The sequence below is a fragment of the Roseateles sp. genome, assembly GCF_039929605.1.
GTDB lineage: Bacteria > Pseudomonadota > Gammaproteobacteria > Burkholderiales > Burkholderiaceae_C > Pelomonas.
The window spans coordinates 1-15123 of sequence record NZ_JBDSQX010000184.1; the positions used below are offsets into that span (position 1 = coordinate 1).

The window sequence follows — 15123 nt, forward strand, 5'->3', positions numbered from 1 at the left end:
GGTGAAACTGCCCCTCGCCCAGTCTCGCCCTGCTGCACGCGGGCAAGCCCAGTCGGTCCCCCGAGGGGACGCCGATGCTCCCGGCATTGAGCCGCTCGCATCGTCAGGCGGGCCGGCTTGGGAGCGGCCCGGCGCTCGGCCCGAAATACATCCGTTTCATCCGCTGCGGGTGGCGCGCTGCGCCATGGAAAACTGAAATGCACCGCCTGCTGCTACCGCCGCATTTGCGCACGCCGTTTGCAACGCCCGTGCCCGGGGTCCCGCGCTCGGGTGCATCGTCGGGCCCGCGCCCGGCTGACGGCGGCATCGGTAGCGGCTGCAGCTGTGGCGGCGGATGTCCGTCGTGCGGCGGCCATGGCGCGGGCCGTGCGCGCGACGCCGAAGGCGCGGCCGAAGGGGCAACGCAAGGAGCGGGCATTGGATCGCTGCTCGGCGGGCCGGTGGGTGGCGTGGTCGGCGGCGCAGTCGGCGGGCTGATCGGCGCAGCGCGCAAGGTGGTGACGGTCGACGCCGTCTCCCTGCGCGGCGCATCGCGCAGCCCGACCAGCGATATCAACTTTGCAAACCGCGTGTTTTCGAGCTGCAACGTGCACTTCACGCTGTCCAGCAACAACACCGCGACGACAGCCGATTCCGACACCTGGCTCGGCGGCGACACCGACCTCGATAACAGCGCCGGCTGCGGTACGGCGACGACCGAAGAGCTCACCGCCTACGGTGGATCGAGCTTGCGCTTTGCGCCGAGTGGACGCATCCGAGCGTTCTACGTCGACTCGGTCGCAAGCGGCGACCGCGGTTACAGCAACCCGGCGTACTGCGCGACCGGCACCGCGTCCGGCTTGAAGGACATGGCGGCGGTGACCAACAGCGGGCGTGACCGCACGCTGGCCCACGAGCTCGGTCACATCCTGATGAACTCGGGCGACCATCCGAGCGACACCAACAACCTGATGCACCCGACAAATACCGCGACCGGCAACGAGCTGACGATCACGCAGATGTTGTCGGTCTACTGGGGCGCGTGATCGCGATGCCGCGCGCCGCTGCAACCCCCACCTTCCAGCCTGTTGCGCCTGCCGCCGCGGGCCGCTCGCCGAGCGCCGCGCCGCCTGTGCCGGGCCGTAGTGCAGCGCGCCTGACGAATGCGGGCTGCTCATGCGGCGGCGGCTGCCCAGGCTGCCGCGGACCCACCGCGACGCCGCTGCCGGGGCATGCCGCACGCGGCGCAGCGGGCGATGCGCAGGAGCAGGAGGCCGAACGCTTCGCGCTGCGCTTCGGTGCCGGCACGCCACGCGGCGCACCGGCCGACGCCCATGAGAGCCCGGCGGCGCGGCGCCCGCTGCACAGCGGCGGCGCGGCGATGGCGCAGTCACTGCGTGCGCCTTTCGAGCAGGCGCTCGGCGCCGACCTGTCGGCGGTGCGCGTGCACGCGGATGCCGAGGGTGCGGCCTCGGCTCGCGCCGAGCGCGCGCATGCGTACACGCATGGCGAGCATGTCGTGTTCAGCGCGGGCCGCTTCCGGCCCGACACGAACGATGGCCGCAACCTGCTCGCGCACGAGCTCGCGCACACATTGCAGCAAGGTGCCGTGCCGGCACGGCCCCTGCCCGCGCGCCCGGCGCCGCAAGGCGCATCGGCCGCGCCGCCGGTCGCGCGACGTTCGCGCCGGCAGACGCAGGGCAGCTTCTGGGACGACCTCTGGGGCGGTGTGCAGGCGGTCGGCAACGCGATAGGCGATGCGGCGCAATGGGTCGGCGAGGCCGTCGGCACTGCGGCGAGCTGGATGGGCGAGCGCGTGCGCGACGTCGCGCAGTGGGTGGTCTCGCTGGTGTCCGAACTGCCGGCGCGCCTGTTCAGGCTGGGGCAGACGCTGCTCGAAGGCTTTGCCGGCGTCGTGAGCTTCATCCCCGATGCCATCACTGCGCTGGCCAACGGCGGCGCGGGCGGCCTGGCCGACTTTCTATGGGAGCGGCTGAAGTCCGGCGGCACGTGGGCGCTGACGATGCTGTCACGCCTGTTCGACGTGATGGGCGGGCCCGAGGCACTGGAGTTCGTCACCCACATGGCGACGCGCGCGACGCCGCTCACGAGCAGCGAACGCGCCGCCGGTGCGGCCGTACTGGGCGAGACCGCAATGCGTTGGGACCAGGTGCGCATCGCCGAGGGCGGCGTGCTTCACGCGGTGTTCGCGCTCAACGGCGGGCGTGCGGTGACGACCTGGCACACCATCAACATGCCGGTCGGCGGCGCGCACGGCCGCTCGAACCTCGACATCGTGGTGCACGAGTTGACCCACGTGATGCAGTACGAGCGCGTCGGCACGCTCTACATGGGCCAGGCGATCCATGCGCAGATGACCGTGGGCTACAGCTACGGCGGCGCCGCGGGGCTGCGCACCGCCACTGCCGCCGGCCAGCACTACGCCGATTTCAACCGCGAGCAGCAGGCGCAGATCGCGCAGGACTACCACTCGCAATTCGTCGCCACCGGCACCTTCACCGGTGCCGACCACGACGCCTACGCACCCTTCATCGCTGAGCTGCGGGCCGGGCAGATCTGAGGTCAGACACCTGCAGGTGGCCTTCCTCTCCTCTGACTTTCGGCCTACTCAGCGACTGTCTGGCGAACTGCTCGCTCCCAGGTGACCATGAGTTCCTCCGCCCGTTCCCGGGGCAGCGTCGGATGGAAGCGCCGCTCGACTTGCCATTGCGCCGCAAGCTCGTCGAGGTTCTTGTAGACGCCGGTCGACAGCCCGGCGAGGTAGGCGGCGCCGAGCGCCGTGGTCTCGATCACTCGGGGTCGCACCACGGGAATGCCGAGCAGGTCGGCCTGGAACTGCATCAGCAGGTCGTTGACGCAGGCGCCTCCGTCCACGCGAAGCTCTGAGACCGCTGCACTGCCGGCAGCCTGCGCGTCGCGGGCCATGGCCTGCAGCAAGGCGGCGCTCTGGAACGCGATGCTCTCCAGGGCAGCGCGCGCGATGTGAGCCACGGTGGTGCCACGCGACAGGCCGAGGATGGCCCCGCGGGCATCGGGCTTCCAGTACGGCGCGCCCAGGCCGGCAAAGGCGGGGACGAAGATCACGCCACCCGAATCGGGCACGCTCTCGGCCAGGGACTGGACCATGCCGCTGGCACTGATGGCGTGCAGGCCGTCGCGCAGCCACTGCACCACGGCGCCACCGATGAACACGCTGCCTTCGAGGGCGTATTCGGGTGTGGCGGTCGGTTGCGCAGCACTGGTGGTGAGCAGGCCGTTGCGCGACGGCTGGAAGGCGGTGCCCGTGTGCATCAGCATGAAGCAGCCGGTGCCGTAGGTGTTCTTCGCCAGGCCGGCCTTGAAGCAAGCCTGACCGAACAGCGCGCTCTGCTGTCGCCCGCGATGCCGCCGATCTTCACCGGCGCACCGAACAGCGCGGGCTCGGTCTCGCCATAGACATGGGCGGAAGGGTGCACGGTGGGCAGCATGCCTTGCGGCACATCCAGCAGCTCCAGCAGCTGCTCGTCCCAGGCGTTGCGGCGCACGTCGAAAAGCATCGTGCGGGAGGCATTGCTCACGTCCGTTGCATGCACGCGGCCGCCGGTGAGCTTCCACACCAGCCAGCTGTCCACTGTGCCGAAAGCCAGCTCGCCGCGCGCCGCCGCCGCGCGAGCGCCATCGACGTGGTCAAGGATCCACTTCAGTTTGCTGCCGGAGAAGTAGGCATCGATGATGAGGCCCGTGCGCTCCTGCACCAAAGCCGCGTGGCCGCGCTCGCGCAGCGCCAGACAGGTCGGCTCGGCGCGCCGGTCCTGCCAGACGATGGCGTTGTGGATGGGCTCGCCGGTCTTGCGATCCCACACCACCGTGGTTTCGCGCTGGTTGGTGATGCCGAGCGCTGCAATGTCCTTGGCGGTGATGCCGGCCTTGGCCAGGGCCTCGCGGGCGGTGGCGAGCTGGCTCTCCCAGATGTCGTTGGGATCGTGCTCCACCCAGCCCGGCTGCGGGAACAGCTGACGGATCTCGCGCTGCGCCATGGCCACGATGCGGCCTTCGGCATCGAACACGATGCTGCGCGAGCTGGAGGTGCCCTGGTCGAGGGCGAGTAGATACGTCATGCAGTTCCTTCAATAGGCCATGTCGAGCCGCATGCCGGCAGCGGCGGGCATCAGGGCGGCGCCACTTCGCACTGCACCCCCGCTTCGGCCAGCAGCGCAGGAAACGGCTCGGGCGGCGCCTGGTCGGTGAACAGCACGTCGACCTCGTCGAGCCTGGCCAGTTTGACCATGGCCGGCCGATTGAACTTCGAATGATCGGCCGCCAGCCACACCTGCCGCGAGTGCTCGATGATGGCCCGCGCCACCTTGACCTCGCGGTAGTCAAAGTCTCGCAAGGTGCCGTCGTCCTCGATGCCGGAAATGCCGATCAGTCCGATGTCCACCTTGAACTGGCTGATGAAGTCCACCGTGGCTTCGCCGACGATGCCGCGGTCGCGGGACCGCACCACGCCGCCCGCCACGATGACCTCGCAAGCCGGGTTGTCGCTGAGGATGGCGGCGACGTTGAGGTTGTTGGTGATGACCCGCAAGCCCTTGTGATTCACCAGCTCGCGCGCAACCGCCTCGGTTGTCGTGCCGATGTTGATGATCAGCGAGCAGCCTTCCGGCACGACCGCTGCGATCGCCCGCGCGATGCGCTGCTTGCTGTGCTCGTTGAGCTGCTGGCGCTGCCGGTACGCAATGTTCTCGGTCGTCGAGGTCGGCACCCGCACACCGCCGTGAAAGCGCGCGAGCAGGCCTGAGGCGGCGAGCTGCTTCACATCGCGCCGCACCGTTTGCAGCGTCACGCCGAACTGTTCGGCCAAGGCCTCCACGGAGACCGCGCCGCGGTTGCGCACCTCCTCAATCAGGAGGGCTTGTCGAGGGTTGGGGATCATGCGCGCAAGGCGTGGGTCAAGTCTGGGCCGCCAGCGTAAAGGCGCGCGGAGATGTTCCATAGGGGTGGATTTGCTCTTGCGCAACGTTCGTTTGTGGCATAAAAAGAAAAGCTTCGAACACAGACGAACGAAAACGAACCTTCCCGGCACGCGTTGAGCGGCGGCCACCTACAAAGATCGGAGACAGCTTGAACCTAGATCCGGCAGTTGGGCACGCCCGAGGGGCTGGCGAGGCGGGTCGCCGGCAAGGCGCGACGACGCAGTGGGCTCCTGCCCACAAGGAGAAGCAACGCGGCCAGCGGCCCGAAGCGCCAGACCAGCGGGCGTGCAGCGGTGGTCACCGAAGTGGTGAGCAGTGCAAAGTGAGCAAGTTGTTGATGCACCAGGACTTTCGATGAATAGCGAGCGGTCAACTGCCGGATCTAGGTTGGGCCACTCCCCGGCGGGCGCGACGCAACCGGCCGCATCTCCCACCCACGCGAGTGCTGCGCAAGCGTGCGACGTGCTCGTCGTGGGCGGCGGCATCAACGGCGCCGGCATTGCGCGCGACCTGGCCGGGCGCGGCCTGTCGGTGGTGCTTTGCGAGAAGGACGACCTGGCGGCGCACACCTCGTCGGCATCCACCAAGATGATCCACGGCGGCATCCGCTACCTGGAGTACTACGACTTCCTGCTGGTGCGCAAGGCACTGGCCGAGCGCGAGGTGTTGCTGCGCAGCGCCCCGCACATCATGCGTCCGCTGCGGCTGGTGGTGCCGCACGACCCGAGCATGCGCCCGGTGTGGATGATGCGCATCGGGCTGTTCCTCTACGACCACCTCGCGCGGCGCGAATTCCTGCCCGGCTCACGCACCATCCGCTTGCGCGGGCACGCTCTGGGCGCGCCGTTGAACCCGCGCTATTCCCGTGCCTTCCTGTACTCCGACGGTTGGACCGACGACGCCCGGCTGGTGGTGCTCAACGCGCTGGATGCCGCCGAGCGCGGGGCCCAGGTGTTGACGCGTTGGCGCTGCGTGGATGCCCAGCGCGAAAGCAGCCATTGGCAAGTCACCCTGCAGGACGGCGCGGGCAGCGTCCGCCCGGTGCGCGCCCGCGCCCTCGTCAACGCGGCAGGGCCGTGGGCCGCGCAGTTCCTCAAGGATCACGCGCACGCCCACGCATCGAAGATCAAGCCGCTGCGGCTGGTCAAGGGCAGCCACATCGTCGTGCCCAAGCTGTTCGACCATGACCATGCCTACGCGCTGCAAGGCGCCGACAAGCGCGTCATCTTCATCATTCCCTACGAGGGCGACTACACGCTCATCGGCACCACCGACGTCGAACACAAGGGCCCGGCCGGCGACGCGAAGATCGACGACAACGAGATCCGCTACCTCTGCGAGCAGGCGAGCCGCTACATGGTCAAGCCGGTGCTGCCGGGTGACGTGGTGTGGAGCTACTCCGGCGTGCGCCCGCTGATCGAGGACGACGCCGAAGACCCCTCGGCCGTGACACGCGACTACCTGCTCGAGCTCGACACCGACCGCGCGCCGTTGCTCACCGTGTGGGGCGGCAAGATCACGACCTTCCGCAAGCTGGCCGAGGATGCTGCGGACGGGCTGTGCAAATGCCTGGGCGTGAAGAGCGCCGCCTGGACGGCCGGCACCTACCTGCCCGGTGGCGACCTGAGTGCCTGGATTGGCCCGGCCACGCGACCCGACGTTGACTTCGCCCGTTTCGAACAGAAGCTAGGGGAGCGCCACCCGGCGCTGCCGGCCACACTGCGCCATCGATTGGCTCGTTGCTATGGCGCTCGCATCGACAAGGTTCTCGGGCCCGAAGGACTGGGTGAAGAGGTCGCGCCGGGCTTGCACGAGTGCGAACTCGTCTACCTCCATGACCACGAATGGGCGCGCACGCCCGACGACGTGCTGTGGCGCCGCACCAAGCTCGGGCTGCACATGAGCGAAGTGCAACGCCAGGACGTCGCCCGCTGGTGGACGGCGCGCTGGCCGGCTGAAACGACAACGACAAACATCCCAGGCAACGCGAGGACGACGACATGGAGTTGACGCTGGAGCGGGTCGACAAGGTGGTGGGCCCCGAGACCCATCTCTACCCGCTGGACCTGAAGCTCGCGCCGGGCGCCGTCACGGTGCTGCTCGGCGCCACGCAAGCGGGCAAGACGACCCTCATGCGCTTGATGGCCGGGCTGGACAAGCCCACGCACGGCCAGGTCCATGTGGACCGCAAGGACGTGACCGGCATGCCGGTGCGCAAGCGCAACGTCGCCATGGTGTACCAGCAGTTCATCAACTATCCGTCGATGAGCGTGTACGACAACATCGCCTCGCCGCTCAAGCTGCGCCGCGAGAAGAACATCGCCGGCCGCGTGCAGGAACTGGCCGCCAAGCTGCACATCGAGCCCTTCCTCAAGCGCTTGCCGGCGGAGCTTTCCGGCGGCCAGCAACAGCGTGTGGCCTTGGCCCGCGCCCTTGCCAAGGCGGCGCCCTTGATGCTGCTCGACGAGCCCCTGGTGAACCTGGACTACAAGCTGCGCGAGGAACTGCGCGACGAACTCACGCAGCTCTTCGCCGCTGGTGACTCCACCGTGGTCTACGCCACCACCGAGCCCACCGAGGCCTTGCTGCTCGGCGGCTACACCGCCGTGATGGACGCCGGCGAAGTGCTGCAGTACGGCCCCACGGCCGAGGTGTTCCACAGGCCGCAGTCGATCCGCGTGGCGCGCGCCTTCAGCGACCCGCCGATGAACCTCATCGCCGGCAACGCCGCCCCGTCGGGGGTGAACCTGCCGGCGGGTGTGCAGATCACCGTGCCCCTGCCCGCCACCCGCAGCGTCACGCTGACCCTCGGCGTGCGCGCCAGCGCCCTGCACCTGCAAAGCCGCCCCGGCGACGTGGCCCTCCCCGGCCAGGTGGAGCTGGCGGAGATCTCGGGCTCCGACACCTTCGTGCACGTGGACACCCCGGTGGGAGAACTCGTCGCCCAGCTGACCGGCGTGCACTTCTTCGAGCTGGGCGCAAGCCTCACGCTGTACCTGAGCCCTGCGCAGGTCTACGTGTTCGACGCCAGTGGCGCGTTGCTGGTGGCGCCAGCCAAGGAGCTGACCTGATGGCCCGCATCGAACTCGACCTGGCCCACGCCTACCGCCCCAACCCGCAGGCGGATGAAGACTACGCGCTGCTGCCGCTGAAGATGGTCTTCCGCGATGGCGGCGCGTATGCGCTGCTCGGCCCCTCGGGCTGCGGCAAGACCACGCTGCTCAACATCATCTCCGGCCTCGTCACGCCGTCGCAGGGCACGGTGCAGTTCGACGGCGTCAACGTGACGCGGCAGACGCCGCAGCAGCGCAACATCGCCCAGGTGTTCCAGTTCCCCGTCATTTACGACACGATGACGGTGGCCGAGAACCTGGCCTTTCCGCTCAAGAACCGGGGCGTGCCGCGCGACATGATCAAGCAGCGCGTGGGCGTCATCGCCGAGATGCTGGAGCTGAGCGGCCAGCTCGACACCCGCGCCGCCGGCCTGGCGGCCGACGCCAAGCAGAAGATCTCGCTCGGCCGTGGCCTGGTGCGCGAAGACGTGAGCGCCGTGCTCTTCGACGAGCCACTCACGGTGATCGATCCGCACCTCAAGTGGCAGCTGCGCCGCAAGCTCAAGCAGATTCACAAGGAGCTCAAGCTGACGCTGATCTACGTCACCCACGACCAGGTCGAAGCCCTGACCTTTGCAGAAGAAGTGGTGGTGATGACGCGAGGCCGCGCGGTGCAGATCGGCTCGGCCGGCCAGCTCTTCGAGCGCCCGCAGCACACCTTCGTCGGGCATTTCATCGGCTCGCCGGGGATGAACTTCCTGCCCGCAGACGTGGTGCCCGGCGCACCCACCGGTGCGACGAAGCTCGGCGTTAGGCCCGAGTACGTGACGCTGGCAGAGCCCCATGCGGCCGGCGCATTGCAGGCCGTCGTCACGCAGCGGCAGGACGTCGGCACCTACTGGCTCGTCACCGCCAAGGCAGGCGACAGCGTGATCCGCGCGCGCCTCAGCCCCGACCTCACGCCGGCCGCCGTCGGCGAGACCGCGTGGTTCAGCGTGAAGGGCAGCCACACCTGCTATTACAAGGACGAGGAGTTGATGGCATGAAGCCGGTCAATCAGAAGGCGTGGTTCCTGATCCTGCCGGTCATCCTGTGCGTGGCGTTCTCCGCCATCCTGCCGCTGATGACGGTCGTGAACTATTCGGTGCAGGACATCATCTCCCCCGAGCGCCGCGTGTTCGTCGGCACCGAGTGGTTCAAGGCGGTGATGCGCGACGAAGACCTGCAAGGCGCATTACTGCGCCAGGTCGTGTTCTCACTGTCGGTGCTGCTCGTGGAGATACCGCTGGGCATCTGCCTCGCGCTGTCGATGCCGGCGCAGGGGTGGAAGTCTTCCGCAGTGCTGGTGCTGGTGGCGATCTCGCTGCTCATCCCGTGGAACGTCGTCGGCACCATCTGGCAGATCTACGGCCGCACCGACATCGGCCTGATGGGAGCGGCACTCGCCAAGCTTGGCATCGACTACAGCTACACCGGCAATGCAACCGACGCCTGGTTGACGGTGCTGGTGATGGACGTGTGGCACTGGACGCCCCTCGTCGCCCTGCTCTGCTTCGCCGGCCTGCGCGCCATCCCTGACGCCTACTATCAGGCCGCGCGTATCGATGGCGCCAGCAAGCTGTCGGTCTTCCGCTTCATTCAACTGCCCAAGTTGCGCGGCGTGTTGATGATCGCGGTGCTGCTGCGCTTCATGGACAGCTTCATGATCTACACCGAGCCCTTCGTGCTGACCGGTGGCGGCCCCGGCAACGCGACGACCTTCCTGTCGCAGTACCTGACGCAGAAGGCCGTGGGCCAGTTCGACCTCGGCCCAGCCGCGGCCTTCTCGTTGATCTACTTCCTCATCATCCTGCTGCTGTGCTTCATCCTCTACAACTGGATGCAGCGCGTGGGCACCACCAGTCCGCAAGGAGCTTCCCATGGATGAGCGCCGCTTCAAGAAGCGCTCGATCTTCCTGTTCGCCTACCTGTTGTTCGCCATCCTGCCGGTGTACTGGATGGTCAACATGTCGTTCAAGACGAACACCGAGATCCTGTCGACCTTCAGCATGTTCCCGCAGCACTTCACCTGGGAACACTACAAGACCATCTTCACCGACGAGAGCTGGTACTCCGGCTACATCAACTCGTTGATCTACGTGGCCATCAACACGGTGATCTCGCTGTTGGTGGCCCTGCCGGCGGCCTATGCGTTCAGCCGCTACAGCTTCCTCGGTGACAAGCACGTCTTCTTCTGGCTGCTGACCAACCGGATGACGCCGCCGGCCGTCTTCCTGCTGCCCTTCTTCCAGCTCTACACCACGCTCGGAATGATGGACACGCACATCGCCGTGGCGCTCGCGCACCTGCTGTTCAACGTGCCGCTGGCGGTCTGGATCCTGGAAGGCTTCATGAGCGGCATCCCGCGCGAGATCGACGAGACGGCCTACATCGACGGCTACTCCTTCCCGCGCTTCTTCCTGACCGTCTTCGTGCCGCTCATCAAGGCCGGCGTGGGCGTGGCGGCATTCTTCTGCTTCATGTTCAGCTGGGTGGAACTGTTGATGGCGCGCACGCTGACGAGCGTGAATGCCAAGCCCATCGTCGCGACGATGACCCGCACGGTCAGCGCCTCCGGCATGGACTGGGGCGTGCTTGCGGCCGCAGGTGTGCTGACCATCGTGCCGGGCGCCATCGTCATCTGGTTCGTGCGGCACTACATCGCCAAGGGCTTCGCGATGGGCCGCGTCTAACACCGCGCGATCAAGCGAGAGGAGACAAGCATGTTCGAGTGGATGGCCTGGACGCTGCCGGTGGCGGTGTTCTTCTGCAGCATCGTCTTGATGCTGTTCGGCATGACGGTGTGGGAGTTGAAGTCACCCACAACCAGTCGCCGTGGCTGGCTGCCGTTGGAGACGACCCGCGGCGACCGCCTGTTCATCGGCCTGCTGGCCGCCGCCTACGTCAACCTGGCTTTCGTGGCCTTGAGTGAAAAGATGGTCACGTGGTTCGGCCTTGAGAACGAGCCTTCCATCTGGATCAGTTTCGTGATCTCGATGGCGGTGCTCGCGCTGGTCATGCGCAAGGGCTGAAGCCGCAGTGTTTTTCGGAAAGGCGGCCGGCCATCTCTTCCCGACCGGCGTGCCAGTGCAAGCAATGGGAAGCCATTTCAGGAGACAGACATGAATTTGCGCGTGAACGCTGTGGCCTTTGCCGCTGCCGCTCTGGCCATGGGTCAGGGCGCATGGGCCGGCGAGGCCGAAGCCAAGAAGTGGATCGATACCGAGTTCCAGCCCTCCACGCTGAGCAAGCAGCAGCAGGCGGCCGAACTGAAGTGGTTCATCGAGGCTGCCAAAAAGCTGCAGGCCAAAGGCGTGAAGGAGATCTCGGTGGTGTCGGAAACGATCACCACGCACGAGTACGAATCCAAGACGCTCGCGAAAGCCTTCGAAGAGATCACCGGCATCAAGGTCAAGCACGACCTGATCCAGGAGGGCGACGTCGTCGAGAAGCTGCAGACTTCCATGCAGTCGGGCAAGTCGATCTATGACGGCTGGATCTCTGACTCTGACCTGATCGGCACGCACTACCGATACGGCAAGATCATGAACCTGACCGACTACATGGCCGGCAAGGGCAAGGAGTGGACGAACCCCGGGCTCGACCTCGCCGACTTCATCGGCACCAGCTTCACCACCGGCCCGGACAAGAAGCTCTATCAGCTGCCTGACCAACAGTTCGCCAACCTGTATTGGTTCCGCGCCGACCTGTTCGCCCGGCCCGACTTGAAGCAGAAGTTCAAGGCCAAGTACGGCTACGAGCTGGGTGTGCCGCTCAACTGGAGCGCCTATGAAGACATTGCCGACTTCTTCTCCAATGACGTGAAGACCATCGACGGCAAGCCCATCTACGGCCACATGGACTACGGCAAGAAGGACCCGTCGCTCGGCTGGCGCTTCACCGATGCATGGCTTTCGATGGCCGGCACGGCCGACATCGGCATCCCCAACGGCAAGCCGGTCGACGAGTGGGGCATCCGCGCCTCGCCCGACGGCTGCACGCCACTCGGCGCCAGCGTGTCGCGCGGCGGCGCCACCAACTCACCCGCTGCCGTCTACGCACTCACCAAGTACGTCGACTGGATGAAGAAGTACGCCCCGAAGGAAGCCACTGGCATGACCTTCGGCGAGGCCGGCCCCGTGCCCGCCCAGGGCCAGATCGCGCAGCAGATCTTTTGGTACACCGCCTTCACGGCCGACATGACCAAACCCGGCTTGCCGGTGGTCAACGCAGACGGCACGCCGAAATGGCGCATGGCCCCTGGCCCGAACGGCCCGTATTGGAAGCAGGGCATGCAGAACGGCTACCAGGACGTGGGCTCCTGGACCTTCTTCGAAGCGCACGACGCCAACAAGACGGCCGCCGCCTGGCTGTACGCGCAATTCGTGACTGCCAAAAGCGTTTCGCTCAAGAAGACCATCGTCGGCCTGACGCCCATTCGCGAGTCCGACATCCGCAGCAGTGCCATGACCGACCTGGCGCCCAAGCTCGGCGGCCTGGTGGAGTTCTATCGCAGCCCGGCCCGTGTCGCGTGGACGCCGACTGGCACCAATGTGCCCGACTACCCGAAGCTCGCACAGCTCTGGTGGAAGAACGTGGCCGTCGCCGTGACCGGCGAAAAGACCCCGCAAGCCGCCATGGACAACCTGGCCGAGGAGATGGACCAAGTCATGAGCCGCCTGGAGCGCGCCGGCATGGCCCGCTGCCCGCCGAAGCTCAACAAGAAGGAAGACCCGAGCAAGTGGCTATCCGACAAGAGCGCGCCGTGGCAGAAGCTCGCCAATGAGAAACCCAAAGGCGAAACGATTGCCTACGACACGCTGCTGAATGCGTGGAAGTCGGGCAAGGTTCGCTGAGTCAAGCCATTGCCGCTTGGCCGTCGCGATGGCGACGGTGGCGGCACGTCAGACCCGGCGGAGTGCCGGGTCGTTTTATTTCTCCATCGCGTCGCAGATGCAAGAGCTGTTCAGGGGTTGGGCAGGCACATGCACCCTGAACTCGGCCGAGTGCCACCAAGTCAGAGCCGGCTCGTCTGTGCAGGAACACGTCGCGTCAGGTTGGCCTTCGGAACCGCTCGAATTCCGCCTCTTGATCGACTGCCGCTGCGAGGGTTGTTTGCTTCATGCATTGATGACGCCAACACCCCCTCATGCCCCGGCAACTTCTTGATTCTTCACATGAGGATCGATGAACGCCGCAGATCGCTTTGATGAGTACCTGGAGCATTTGGCTGCTGGGTTGGGGCATGCCGACCGCCACGAGGGGCTTCGTGGCTATTGCACAGGGCTGATGTTGCCGCTGGCGCGCAAGAGCGTCGAGCCCATGGCGGCGCGGGTAGACCCTGTGCATGCCAGTGCACGGCACCAGGCGCTCATCATTTCGTCGCCAAGGCGGAGTGGTCTGACGCCGAGTTGCTTCGCAGAGTTTGCCAATGGGTCGTGCCCAGGATGGACTTCAGCGAAGGTGGCTGGTGGATCATCGATTGTCAGCTGCCTTGAGATTTTTGATGGCGATATCGGTCAGAGACATCGTGGGTACTCCTGGGATGGCCAGAGGAAGTACCCCCCAGCTCTTCGTTCAAGTACCCCCAACCGTGCCCCCACGCGTTTCGGGCTGTTAACGGACACTTCAGGACGCCGTGAAACAAAAAAGCCCGTCTCCACTGGGGAAAACGGGCTTTTCGAGTTCTTTATGGGACTTTAAAAAACGTCCTAGAACTAGTTCTTGGAGGAGACGGAGGGATTCGAACCCTCGATTCGCGTTTTAGCGCAAATACTCCCTTAGCAGGGGAGCACCTTCGGCCACTCGGTCACGTCTCCAGCACAGCCGTGAATTCTATACCAACGCGGCGCATTCTTTTCGGGGAAATCAGGCCGCTGCGGCGGCGTCCTGGTCCAGATCGAACGCCTTGTGCAGCGCGCGCACGGCGAGCTCCATGTACTTCTCGTCGATGACGACGCTGGTCTTGATCTCGCTCGTGGAGATCATCTGGATGTTGATGCCCTCCTCGCTCAGCGCACGGAACATCTTGGCCGCAACGCCCACATGCGAACGCATGCCGATGCCGACGATGGAGACCTTGCAGATCTTCGGGTCGCCCTGGACCTTGCCCGCGTTGGTGGCCGGGCCGACGGTGTTCTGCAGTAACTCCATCGTGCGCGCGTAATCGTTGCGATGCACGGTGAAGGAGAAGTCGGTCTTGCCGTCGTGCGAGACGTTCTGGATGATGACGTCGATGTCGATGTTGGCTTCGGCCACGGGGCCCAGGATCTGGAAGGCAATACCGGGCTTGTCGGGCACGCCGAGCAGCGTCACCTTGGCCTCGTCACGGTTGAAGGCAATGCCCGAAACGACGGCTTGTTCCATGTTCTCGTCCTCTTCGAAAGTGATCAGCGTGCCGGAGGCGGCCTCTTCATTGATGTCGATGTCCCACGGCGTGAAGCTGGACAGCACGCGCAGCGGTACGCGGTACTTGCCGGCAAATTCCACCGAGCGGATCTGCAGAATCTTGGAGCCCAGCGACGCCATCTCCAGCATTTCCTCGAAGGTGATGGTGCTGAGCCGGCGCGCCTCCGGCACCACGCGCGGGTCGGTCGTGTAGACGCCGTCCACGTCGGTGTAGATCAGGCATTCGGCGGCCTTCATCGCCGCAGCGATCGCCACGGCCGAGGTGTCGGAGCCGCCCCGGCCCAGCGTCGTGATGTGACCTTCGGGGTCGATGCCCTGGAAGCCCGTGATGACGACCACCTTGCCTGCGGCGAGGTCGGCGCGCACGCGCTTGTCGTCGATGCTTTCGATGCGGGCCTTGGTGAAGGACGAGTCCGTGGCCACAGCCACCTGCCAGCCGGCGTAGCTGACCGCTTCCAGCCCCTCGGCTTGCAGCGCGATGGCCAGCAGACCGACGGAGACCTGCTCGCCGGTGGCGGCAATCGCGTCCAGCTCGCGCGCCAGGGCCTGCGTGTGCTTGGCCGGCGACAGCTCCTTGGCCAGGCCGAGCAGGCGGTTGGTCTCGCCGCTCATCGCCGAGGGCACGACCACCATCTGGTGGCCGGCGCGCGCCCATTTGGCGACGCGCT

The 15123-nt window shown here is 66.2% G+C and carries 11 protein-coding genes, 1 tRNA gene and 2 pseudogenes; 10 read left to right on the top strand and 4 right to left on the bottom strand.

The window, feature by feature from the left end; genetic code table 11:
- Nucleotides 1–197: 197 nt before the first annotated feature.
- Both ABIS05_RS25005 and ABIS05_RS25010 read left to right on the top strand, forming a co-directional pair.
- Nucleotides 198–1025 (top strand): hypothetical protein, encoded by an 828-nt coding sequence (locus tag ABIS05_RS25005; protein WP_348063359.1) that lies wholly within the window; start codon nt 198–200, stop codon nt 1023–1025.
- 5 nt (nt 1026–1030) lie between these two features.
- Nucleotides 1031–2560, top strand: coding sequence for a DUF4157 domain-containing protein (locus ABIS05_RS25010; RefSeq protein WP_348063360.1), 1530 nt, complete (start codon nt 1031–1033; stop codon nt 2558–2560).
- A 44-nt stretch (nt 2561–2604) separates the two neighbouring features.
- Here the strand turns inward: ABIS05_RS25010 and glpK are convergent.
- A pseudogene (gene glpK, locus ABIS05_RS25015) lies at nt 2605–4097 on the bottom strand (glycerol kinase GlpK).
- Nucleotides 4098–4147: 50 nt separating this feature from the next.
- Complete coding sequence (locus tag ABIS05_RS25020; protein WP_348012382.1) at nt 4148–4915, bottom strand: DeoR/GlpR family DNA-binding transcription regulator; 768 nt, start codon at nt 4913–4915, stop codon at nt 4148–4150.
- 394 nt (nt 4916–5309) lie between these two features.
- Here ABIS05_RS25020 and glpD point away from each other — a divergent pair, with 394 nt between their 5' ends.
- The 8 genes and pseudogenes from glpD to ABIS05_RS25060 form a co-directional block, all read left to right on the top strand.
- Nucleotides 5310–6965: a glycerol-3-phosphate dehydrogenase gene (gene glpD / locus ABIS05_RS25025; RefSeq protein ID WP_407074874.1), complete on the top strand. Its 1656-nt coding sequence runs from the start codon at nt 5310–5312 to the stop codon at nt 6963–6965.
- Entirely contained in the window at nt 6956–8026 is a 1071-nt protein-coding gene (locus ABIS05_RS25030; RefSeq protein WP_348012375.1) for an ABC transporter ATP-binding protein, read from the top strand. Before glpD ends, ABIS05_RS25030 begins: the two co-directional genes overlap by 10 nt.
- Nucleotides 8026–9054: an ABC transporter ATP-binding protein gene (locus ABIS05_RS25035; RefSeq protein WP_348012376.1), complete on the top strand. Its 1029-nt coding sequence runs from the start codon at nt 8026–8028 to the stop codon at nt 9052–9054. Before ABIS05_RS25030 ends, ABIS05_RS25035 begins: the two co-directional genes overlap by 1 nt.
- Nucleotides 9051–9935, top strand: a complete 885-nt coding sequence (locus ABIS05_RS25040) for a sugar ABC transporter permease (protein WP_348012377.1) — start codon at nt 9051–9053, stop codon at nt 9933–9935. Before ABIS05_RS25035 ends, ABIS05_RS25040 begins: the two co-directional genes overlap by 4 nt.
- A complete protein-coding gene (locus tag ABIS05_RS25045; RefSeq protein WP_348012378.1) occupies nt 9928–10740 on the top strand; it encodes a carbohydrate ABC transporter permease in 813 nt (270 codons plus the stop codon). Before ABIS05_RS25040 ends, ABIS05_RS25045 begins: the two co-directional genes overlap by 8 nt.
- A gap of 30 nt (nt 10741–10770) precedes the next feature.
- Nucleotides 10771–11079 (top strand): DUF2160 domain-containing protein, encoded by a 309-nt coding sequence (locus ABIS05_RS25050; RefSeq protein WP_348012379.1) that lies wholly within the window; start codon nt 10771–10773, stop codon nt 11077–11079.
- Nucleotides 11080–11169: 90 nt separating this feature from the next.
- Nucleotides 11170–12903, top strand: a complete 1734-nt coding sequence (locus tag ABIS05_RS25055; protein WP_348012380.1) for an ABC transporter substrate-binding protein — start codon at nt 11170–11172, stop codon at nt 12901–12903.
- Nucleotides 12904–13234: 331 nt separating this feature from the next.
- Nucleotides 13235–13530 (top strand): annotated as a pseudogene (locus tag ABIS05_RS25060) (transposase); the annotation flags it as partial.
- Nucleotides 13531–13772: 242 nt separating this feature from the next.
- Here the strand turns inward: ABIS05_RS25060 and ABIS05_RS25065 are convergent.
- Both ABIS05_RS25065 and ABIS05_RS25070 read right to left on the bottom strand, forming a co-directional pair.
- Nucleotides 13773–13866, bottom strand: a tRNA-Ser gene (locus ABIS05_RS25065).
- 49 nt (nt 13867–13915) lie between these two features.
- A partial coding sequence (locus ABIS05_RS25070) for an aspartate kinase (protein ID WP_348012381.1) occupies nt 13916–15123 on the bottom strand: 1208 nt, incomplete at its 5' end.